4 protein-coding genes are annotated in these 3121 nt (G+C 33.7%); all 4 read right to left on the reverse strand.

Translation table 11 applies throughout. The features are described from left to right. Positions 1–181 precede the first annotated feature (181 nt). Genes RR643_RS11445 through RR643_RS11460 form a run of 4 tightly spaced genes read right to left on the reverse strand, consistent with a single transcriptional unit; the run spans position 182 to position 3012 of the window. The gene (locus RR643_RS11445) at positions 182–1510 is read right to left on the reverse strand and encodes a PTS ascorbate transporter subunit IIC (RefSeq protein ID WP_332469128.1); all 1329 of its coding nucleotides are present in this window, start codon (positions 1508–1510) and stop codon (positions 182–184) included. Positions 1511–1524: 14 nt separating this feature from the next. Further along, positions 1525–1803, reverse strand: coding sequence for a PTS sugar transporter subunit IIB (locus RR643_RS11450; protein WP_332469127.1), 279 nt, complete (start codon positions 1801–1803; stop codon positions 1525–1527). A gap of 17 nt (positions 1804–1820) precedes the next feature. Continuing rightward, positions 1821–2555, reverse strand: coding sequence for an SIS domain-containing protein (locus RR643_RS11455; protein WP_332469126.1), 735 nt, complete (start codon positions 2553–2555; stop codon positions 1821–1823). A gap of 13 nt (positions 2556–2568) precedes the next feature. Next, positions 2569–3012 (reverse strand): PTS sugar transporter subunit IIA, encoded by a 444-nt coding sequence (locus RR643_RS11460; RefSeq protein ID WP_332469125.1) that lies wholly within the window; start codon positions 3010–3012, stop codon positions 2569–2571. Between the last annotated feature and the right edge of the window lie 109 nt (positions 3013–3121).

A 3121-nucleotide genomic window follows, 5' to 3' on the forward strand; every position in this document is an offset into this window, starting at 1 on the left:
GCTTTCTTGCAAGTTGTTCTAACTTCATCTTCCACCTCGTACGTAACTAGTTACTTATATTATAGTAACTAGTTACGCTTATGTCAATGATATGTTTATTGTATCCAACATATACGAAACAAAAAAATAGTACATTATATGCACTATTTCTTTCTATTTACTATGACTGAACTTAATTTAATTATGCTTTTTTTCTTTTAACTTCATAGACACAATATCCAACAAATGCCACAAGAATAACCACAATTCCAATCATTGGGTTCTTTAATAACCCCATTGTAACCATAACATCAATACAGTCATGACCAACCCCAGCAGCACCATAAGCTGCATAATCGAATATTGTAAATAACAATGCTGAACCAAAGATTAATAAGAATCCATATACTAATCCCGCAATAACAGCGCCTCTTCTTCCACCAGCTGCGTTACCAAATATACCCGCAACACCTCCTGTGAAGAATGCACCAATAATTGAAACTAATGGAACTACTTTGAACACTGCACTTGAAACAAACATCGCAACTATCATACCTACTACTGCTGTAATGAATCCAATCATTAAACTATTTGGAGCATACGCAAATAATGCTGGAACATCTAGTGCCGGAATAGCCCCTGGTACTAGTTTGTCAGATATACCTTTAAATGCTGGAACTAATTCTCCAAGGAACATACGTACTCCTTGCAATAGAATAAGAATCCCTGCAGTAAAGCCCATTGCTTTTAATAATCCATATACTATGTAATTTGTAGTTCCTGCGTATGGAGCTACAGTTTCTGGTCCTGCCAAAATAACGACTACAAGATAGAAGATACCCATAACAATTGAAACTGACATTGATGTATCTTTAAAGAATTCAAGTGATTCTGGTAATTTAATATCTTCAGCACTCTTTGTTTTATCCCCTAATAACCCACCAATATAAGCAGCAGGAACTGTTCCTAATGTTGTAAGATGAGCAATTGCAAAATTATCATTTCCTGTTAATTTTCGAACCATCGGTTGCCCAATTGCTGGGAATAATACCATTAATACCCCTTGTAATACTGATCCAATTGCAACTATCATTGTTTGATCATAGTTAGCAACAAACAAACTTCCTGCAATCGCAACAGATAAGATCCACATCATATGTCCTGTTAAGAAGATATATTTTAGCGGACTAAATCTTGCGATTAATACGTTAACTAAGAATCCTATTGCCATAATTAATGCACTCGTTGATGCAATTACTGGAACTGCAGATTGCATTGCTCCAACCACTGCCTCTGAAGATGTGGCAAATCCTTGTAAACTAAATACTGTAGAAAATAAATCAACAAACGGTAAGATTTCTGTAACGATTAATCCAGATCCTGCACTTAGTACTAACATACCAATCGCTGTCTTTACAGTCCCCGAGAATACATCTCCTATAGATTTCTTTTGAAGCGTTAACCCAATCAACGCTACTAACGCTAGAACAATAGCTGGTGTTTTTATTATATTTAATATAAAATCTAACATATTTTATCCCCTCCTTATATTAAATTATGTTTCTTAAAATACTCTTCTAATCTATTTTTTGTTTCTGCTACATCAACAATATTATTGACGTATACAACATTTTCTTGATCTGCAAAATTCTTTCTAAATCCTTCTGTAGTTACGATTAAATCACATTCTCGCCCTTTAACAGTACCCATATCCCAATGTTCAATATGACATTTCAACCCGATTTGAGACATTGCTGAATCAACTGTCATTTTCATAATTAAACTAGAGCCTACACCTAAACCACATACAGTTATAATTTTCATATTAACCTCCTCTCTTTTTATAAGCAGTCAATCAAGTCAGAGTATTTATTAATATATTCAGCATTGATTGCATCACCTTTATCCAAATTCGAACTTACATAAACTGGTGGAACTTTTCCCTTTTCAATGCTTAATTCAATTGTTCTTGCCATAATCATATCCATAATAGTCATACCAAGAATTGTTGATGTACCTGTAAATTTGTCTTGCATTTGTTCGTGTGTTAAACATGCATCGCCTTCTACACATTTAATATCAATTACAACATCTGCAACATCGATTAATTTCTTTCCACTAGAATGGCGACTCGTTACTCCATTAGAGAATTGTTTTGAAGTTAATGCAATAACCTTCATCCCTATTTCTTTTGCAGCTAATGCCATATCAACTACTGCACTATTTCTTCCTGATACCGAAACAATAATCATGGTATCTTTTTTATCTACATTGCATAAATTTAGATAATTCTTTGAGAATCCCTCCACTCTCTCTTGTATAGTGCTTAACTTTGCTTTTGGAAACAAGGCAAGATGTGGTACTAGAAGTGCATTCACCGGAACTATACCCCCTGCTCGATAAAATACTTCCATCGCAAACATTTGTGAATGTCCACATCCAAATACATGAATTAATCGATCTGATGCAATTGAATCCGAACAATACGATGCTGCTAATTCAATGTTTTTATCCTCTTCATTTACTTGTTGATCTAACTGATTTTTTAGAATTTCATAAAACTCTTTATGTTTCATACGTTCATCCCCCTTAATAGTTTTGTATGATTTCTAATATTTCTTCTTTACTACCATTGTTCGTTATTAATTCAACAAACTTTTGATTTTGTAAAAGGTATGCAACATTTTTCAACATATCCATGTGACTTTCTGAATCAATAGCACCAAATGCGAATGCACACTTAATTTCTTGATTATCATAGTCATCAAAGTATATTGAATTCTCAAATACGACTAATGACAAACAGGGTTCAAGTACATTTTCTCCTGGAGGACCATGGAAGAAACAAACCTTGGGTAATAAAATCATATATGGTCCTAATTCCTCAACCACTTGTATCATTGAAGGAATAAATTCTTGTTTAATTTTCTGATTGTTTAGTAACAACGTACCTGCTTCATTTACTGCTTCTCGCCATGTCTTACATTGAGCATTTGTTAATACCAGTTCTTTTGTTAAAGTGTCTTTAATCATATTGATTTCCTTTCATTTGGGAAGGGGTGAAGTGGTTATGTTGTCATAACCACTTGTCCTTAAAAGAAGGAGATAGTAAACTATCTCTATTCTACGACTCAAGTTTTAC

The sequence above is a fragment of the Anaerorhabdus sp. genome (genome assembly GCF_036637135.1).
GTDB lineage: Bacteria > Bacillota_I > Bacilli_A > Erysipelotrichales > Erysipelotrichaceae > Anaerorhabdus.